The sequence below is a fragment of the Endozoicomonas sp. Z74 genome (genome assembly GCF_057680865.1).
In genome coordinates, this window is sequence record NZ_JBLYZI010000072.1 from 22,894 (window position 1) to 29,288 (window position 6,395).

General features: G+C 49.6%; 5 protein-coding genes and 1 rRNA gene. 5 read left to right on the forward strand and 1 reads right to left on the reverse strand.

What is annotated here, in order from left to right; genetic code table 11:
- Positions 1 to 61: 61 nt before the first annotated feature.
- Positions 62 to 235: a hypothetical protein gene (locus ACNRUY_RS18235; RefSeq protein ID WP_488113082.1), complete on the reverse strand. Its 174-nt coding sequence runs from the start codon at positions 233 to 235 to the stop codon at positions 62 to 64.
- Positions 236 to 277: 42 nt separating this feature from the next.
- Between ACNRUY_RS18235 and dacB the strand changes: the two genes are divergently transcribed.
- From dacB to ACNRUY_RS18260, 5 genes are all read left to right on the forward strand, one after another.
- Positions 278 to 1,693 carry a D-alanyl-D-alanine carboxypeptidase/D-alanyl-D-alanine endopeptidase gene (dacB, locus tag ACNRUY_RS18240; RefSeq protein ID WP_488113083.1) on the forward strand — a complete coding sequence of 472 codons (1,416 nt, stop codon included), beginning with the start codon at positions 278 to 280 and terminating at the stop codon, positions 1,691 to 1,693.
- Between the two features lie 185 nt (positions 1,694 to 1,878).
- Positions 1,879 to 2,817, forward strand: coding sequence for an ABC transporter ATP-binding protein (locus ACNRUY_RS18245; protein WP_488113084.1), 939 nt, complete (start codon positions 1,879 to 1,881; stop codon positions 2,815 to 2,817).
- Positions 2,817 to 3,551: an ABC transporter permease gene (locus ACNRUY_RS18250; RefSeq protein WP_488113085.1), complete on the forward strand. Its 735-nt coding sequence runs from the start codon at positions 2,817 to 2,819 to the stop codon at positions 3,549 to 3,551. The genes ACNRUY_RS18245 and ACNRUY_RS18250 overlap by 1 nt, the downstream gene beginning before the upstream one ends.
- Positions 3,552 to 3,561: 10 nt before the next feature.
- Entirely contained in the window at positions 3,562 to 5,538 is a 1,977-nt protein-coding gene (locus ACNRUY_RS18255) for a GldG family protein (RefSeq protein WP_488113086.1), read from the forward strand.
- 593 nt (positions 5,539 to 6,131) lie between these two features.
- Positions 6,132 to 6,395: ribosomal RNA gene (locus tag ACNRUY_RS18260) — 16S ribosomal RNA — on the forward strand; the annotation flags it as partial.

The window sequence follows — 6,395 nt, forward strand, 5'->3', positions numbered from 1 at the left end:
GCAGTTGCCTGTTTCCATGACAACGCTGCGGTGAGCGGATACGGTTGATAGTCTACTCCCATTAAAAAGGATTGTCGGCATTATCGCCAGTCTCACCAGCCGCCAGTGTGTTGATCTGGGATTTGACTAATAGCATAGTGTAAAGGCGGGCTGCATTTTTATTCGGCTGCCGTTTTTTTACTGTGAAAATGCCGGGGAGCCTGCCGCCCTTTTCAGGGTTCGGGGTGAGCGACACTATTCGTTCAGGCGGTTTGGGTCTTATTATGAAATGTCTGTTATGAAGCATTGGCTGACAGGGTGTATAGCCTGGGTACTGAGTGTATTGGCTGTTCAGGCGCAGGGATCTCTGCATAATGATCTTGAACTTGATCTGGACCGGTTGGTTGCCTCTCTGCCACCTGGGCATGTGCATTCCATCAAGGTCGTTGGGGCAGACTCCGGCAGGGTTATGTATGAACGCAATGCCAGCTACAACCTCTTGCCCGCCAGTACGGTCAAGGCGATTACAGCGATTGTGGCCTATCAGGCCCTGGGGCGCGACTATCGCTTTTCCACCCGCTTGTTGAGTCATCGAAAACTGGCGTCCAGACGAGTATTGAATTCCGACCTGCTTTTGTCTTTTTCCGGCGACCCCTCTTTGACTCATGAGGATCTTAAGACGTTATTGCTGACCTTGAAGCAAAAAGGTGTCAGGGAGTTGAATGGCAATATCTGGCTGGACGGTGAGGCTTATGACGGTTATCCAAGGGCGGGTGGTGCCAGCTGGGATGACCATAATATCTGTTTTGCCGCTCCTGTGAGCGCCATGATTCTGGATCGAAACTGCTTTTTTGGCTGGCTGAACCCGTCTGACAAGACAGGAAGGCGGGCCAGGATGGAATACGATGAGCCGGGCTGGCTGCTGAGTGTTGACAGCCAGATTATTACCCGGCGGCCTGAACCCCATGAGATAAGAGGGTGTGTTCAGGAGGTCTGGCCTTCTTCCAGTCATGAGTATCGTCTGGAAGGGTGTGTTGAGCCCGGTGCCGGACCCATGCGGATGGCTTTTGCGGTCAGCAATCCGGAGCGTGCGGTCAGGCGTTTTGTAAAAGCAACATTGAAGCAAAACGGTTTTCTGTTTAAAGGGCAGGTATTGCTGGGTAAACCGGACAAAGCCTTTCCCTGGGAAGTAGGGCAGCATTTTTCGGAGCCACTGCCCGTCCTGCTGGAGAGGGTTCTGGAAAAATCCGATAACCTCTATGCCGACAGTATTCTGAAAACCATTGGCCATAAGGTGAATGGAGGGAGGGGTTCCTTCTTTTCCGGAACAGAGGCCGTGCGTGCTTTTCTGAGGGAGGAAGGGGTTACCCTGGAAAGAAGCCGTCTGGTGGATGGTTCCGGATTATCCCGTTATAACCTGGCCAGTGCCGATGACTTTGCGGCGGTGCTCAGGGTTGGCTGGGATCACTGGAAAGAGGAGGCTCCCTGGTTGGCAGGGCGATCCAAAAAAGAACAGTGGTTGAAAACAGGGTTTATGAACGGTGTCAATAACATGGTGGGGTATGTTTTTCCCGAACATCAGGAGCCGTTGTTATTTGCGGTTATTCTCAATGGTTTGAGACCAGCGCAGCCAGCGTCCGATGAAGCTTTGAAAGCCTTTCATGGTGAGATCCGGCAATTTCAGCGAGCTTTTTTAAAACGATTGTCTCAGTAACATTCTCAAGTGAGTTGTCTTGATAAAAAGCAGGAATTAACATTGAAAAGCAGGCCCTTAATCAGGAAAGGGAATCCTTAACCGAGGGTTTCCGGGCTGTCCGGATTAAATACTGAATTTGAAATAATAAAAACTGCTTCTATATTTCTATATCTTCAGATTTTAACGGAGACTGGATTGGAAAAATGATAACAATCGAAAACCTCCATAAGTCTTTTGGGAACTGCCATGCAGTGGCGGGTATCTGCTTTTCAGTGGAGCCTGGTGAAGTGCTGGGTTTCCTGGGTCCCAATGGTGCGGGTAAATCCACCACCATGAAAATGATCACTGGTTTTATCAAACCTTCTGAAGGCGGTGTCAGTGTCTTTGGGCATGATGTAAATAAAGATCCTGTTAATGCAAAGGCTATGATTGGTTACCTCCCTGAAGGTGCGCCCGCTTATGGTGATATGCTGGTATCCCAGTTTCTGGATTTTATTGCTCAGATCAGGGGATTCAGGGGAGCTGAAAAGCGCCAGAGAGTCAGGAATGTGGTGGATAAACTGGCTTTGGCTTCAGTGGTTAACCGGCCGATAGATAATCTGTCGAAAGGGTTTAAACGGCGGGTGGGCATTGCTCAGGCCATTCTTCATGATCCCCGGGTTTTGATTCTGGATGAACCCACCGATGGGCTGGATCCAAACCAGAAACACCAGGTGCGTGAATTAATTCGAAGTCTGTCAAAAGAAAAGATTGTCATCATTTCCACCCATATCCTTGAAGAAGTGACCGCCGTATGCAGTCGGGCCATTGTCATTGCCGATGGCCGTGTCGTTGCTGATGAAACGCCAGAAGCCTTGCAGGAAAAATCCCGCTATCACAAAGCATTGACCCTCGAGTTTGAGGATGGACATATTGCGGTAACAGACATTCTGGAAAAGATTCCTGGAGTGAGCCGTCTGGAAAGTCCGGAGCCAGGGCGTTATACCCTGTTTTCAGAATCCGGTGCCAGCCTGTTCGAGCCTGTCAGCCAGAAGGTGGCGGAAAATGGCTGGAAGATAAAGGAGCTTTTTGTGGAAAAAGGTCGGTTGGATGACGTGTTTCGTGCATTGACCCAGAGTGCCTCCGAAAGGGAGGTCGTCTGATGAGTATCACTGGTATTATTTTCAAGCGTGAATTAGCCAGCTACTGTGCGACCCCTCTGGCCTATGTGTTCATCGTTATATTTTTGATGTTGAACAGCCTTTTTACCTTTTATCTGGGGCGGTTTTTTGAGCTGAGGCAAGCGGATCTATCCGTTTTTTTTGGTTTTCATCCCTGGTTATATCTGTTCCTGATCCCGGCAATCAGTATGCGCCTCTGGGCTGAAGAGCGAAAGGCGGGCACTTTAGAGCTGCTTCTGACGTTACCGGTCAGCCTGAAACAGGCTGTGATGGGTAAGTTCCTGGCAGCCTGGGTTTTTTCTGGCATTGCCCTGCTGTTGACCTTTCCCATGTGGTTAACGGTGAACTACCTGGGAAGCCCTGATAACGGAGTGATACTGGCGGGCTATATTGGCAGCTGGCTGATGGCGGGGGGCTTTCTGGCTATTGGTTCCTGTATGTCAGCCATGACCCGCAACCAGGTGATCGCCTTCATTCTGACCGTTGTTGTCTGCTTTCTGTTTGTTGTGGCGGGATTCCCTATGGTGCTTGATGCTTTCAGTGCCTGGGTGCCCCAGTGGATTCTCGATGGCATTGCCTCTCTCAGTTTCATGACCCACTTTGAAGCCATCAGCAAGGGCGTTCTTGATCTCAGAGATGTGCTCTATTTTCTGGTGATGATTCTGGCCTGGTTACTGGCGACGGCAATTGCCATAGATATGAAAAAAGCGGACTAAGGAGCTGACCATGACACAACGACTGTTTTCCAGAGCAGGGTTGCTGATTCTGGCCCTGTGTACGCTGTTTCTGACCATTGCGATCAACCTGGCTTTCAAAGGGACACGAGTTGATTTGACGGAAGATCGCCTCTATACCCTTTCTGAAGGCACCCATCACCTTCTGGAAAGTCTGAAAGAAAAAGCCATCATTAAACTGTTTTATTCTGACAGCCAGACCGGCGAAGTCCCTTTTATCAGGAACTATGCCCGCAGAGTGACAGAGCTGCTGGAAGAATACGTTCTTGCCTCCAGGGGAAAGCTATCCCTGGAGATTATTGATCCTGAACCTTTTTCAGAAGCCGAGGATAAGGCGTCTGAGTACGGTCTGCAGGCCGTTCCCTTGGGAACCGGGAATAGGGAAGCTTACTTTGGGCTGGTCATTGTCAGTGATGAGGATGCCAGTCGAAAAGAAGTGGTTCCTTTTATTCATCCAGATAAGGAACGCTTTCTGGAATATGACATCAGTAAGCTGGTGTTTTCGGTTACTGAAACAGAGAAGCCAAAAATCGCCCTGATTTCCCAGCTCCAAGTTGAAGGTGGGTTTGATATGGCTTCCCGTCAGCCAACGGGACCCTGGACCAGTGTTGCCCAGCTGAAGCAATTATACGATGTTCGTACTCTGGATGCTCAGGTGAGCGAGATTCCCGATGACTTCCAATTACTGGTATTGATTTATCCCAAGGATTTATCGGAACAGACTCGCTATGCCATTGATCAATTTGTCCTAAAAGGCGGTAGAGCTCTTGTGTTTGTGGACCCCGTTGCTGAATCCGATGCCAGTGGTATGGGAGACATGGGCGGGATGATGATGGCCATGGGGGGTAGCAAGTCGGCAACACTGGAACCCTTATTCCGCTCATGGGGGGTGAAGATGGATACTGGCATGGTGTTGGCCGATTCCAGTAATGCACTGACGGTCGGATCTCAGACAGGGCGTCCTGTAAGACACCTGGGTATTCTTGGTTTTGATGAGAACAGTTTCAGCCAGGATGATGTGGTCACCACCTCATTGAAAAGCGTCAACTTTGCTACAGCGGGTGCATTGGAGTCACTGGAGGAGGGGAAAACCAGAGTTGAAGTACTGCTTCATTCCAGCAAAAGCGCCATGTTGATGGACAGCCAGAAATTTACCTTTCTCTTTGACCCTTCCTCCCTGTACCGGGAGTTTAAGCCCACGGGTAATGAGTATGCACTTGCCGCCCGTATTTCCGGCAAGGTAAAAAGCGCTTACCCGGATGGTCGACCCAAGCCTGAAACCAAAAAAGACGGGGAAAAAGAGCTTGGTGCTATAGAAAAGAGTGATAACAAGAAGGGGGAAGCCGCTGCTGGTAAAGAGCAACCTGATAAGGCTGCTGCGACTGACAGTGATAAGCAAATACCTCATGTGAATGAATCCGTTGGTGACATTAATGTCATTGTGGTGACTGACACGGATGTCCTGACCGATCGGTTCTGGGTTCAGAAAACCAGCTTTTTTGGCCAGCAGATTGTACAGCCCTTTGCCAACAACGGAGACATGCTGATTAATATGGTGGACAACCTTCTGGGCAATGCCGACCTGATGAGCATTAGAAGTCGTGGCCAGTTCAGCAGGCCATTTACAACGGTCAATGAACTGGAGAGGGCTGCTGAAACTCGTTTCTACCAGAAAGAAGAAGAGCTCAAACAGCAATTGTCGGACACGGAAAGCAAGCTGAGAGAGTTGCAGTCCAAGAAAGAAGGGGTTGAGGCCCTGGTTCTCAGTCCAGAGCAGCAAAGCGAGGTGGATAACTTTCTTAAGGAAAAGCTGAAGATTCGAAAAGAGTTGAGAAATGTCCAACATCAGTTGGGTAAGGATATAGAGCAGCTGGGCACCCAGGTTAAGCTTATGAACATCTTTGCGATCCCGATACTGCTGACCCTGCTGGCCTTGGGCTTCCGCTTATACAGAAGGCGGCGGCAGTAAATACCTGATTATGCCAATCGTTCAAAGCCCGGTCCTTGCCGGGTTTTTTTACAGCGAAAATAATCGTTGCTAAAGCCTGTTGGATGCGTATAATGCGCCCCACTTCCAAGACATTAGTCAGGACAGCGGAACGAATCGTTCATTGCTGACCGGCTTTTTTGATGTCGGTAGATGGAGGTTGTGTTTGGTTTTTAACGGTGTCGAAAATGACCGGTTGACAACGAGCTGCAGCGCGGTAAGATGCGCATCCGCTGACAGGGCCTGAGTGGCAACGCCAGTGAGTTGGAAAGCTTCTTTGCTCTGACGCAAAAGACTGCTTGACAACGAAAGCCGCCGCGGTAAGATAGGCGGCCTTGCTGATCGGCATCAACGGCTGATCAGGGTTGAGAATCTCCTGATTCTAACCAAGTTCTTTAACAAGATATCAGACAATTCGTGTGGGCGCTTGTGCGATTGCATCGGTTAACAAGACTTCGGTCTTGAACTACTTAAGATGCTTAATTGAGCAAGCGAACATATCTGTTAATTCATGTACGTTTAATTGCAAAATTGAGTCGTTACTCACTCTTCGGAGTGAAGTGACAAAACGATTTAAACTGAAGAGTTTGATCATGGCTCAGATTGAACGCTGGCGGCAGGCCTAACACATGCAAGTCGAGCGGTAACAGAGATAGCTTGCTATCTGCTGACGAGCGGCGGACGGGTGCGTAACACGTAGGAATCTGCCCGATAGTGGGGGATAGCCCGGAGAAATCCGGATTAATACCGCATACGCCCTAAGGGGGAAAGCAGGGGATCTTCGGACCTTGCGCTATTGGATGAGCCTGCGTCGGATTAGCTAGTTGGTGGGGTAAAGG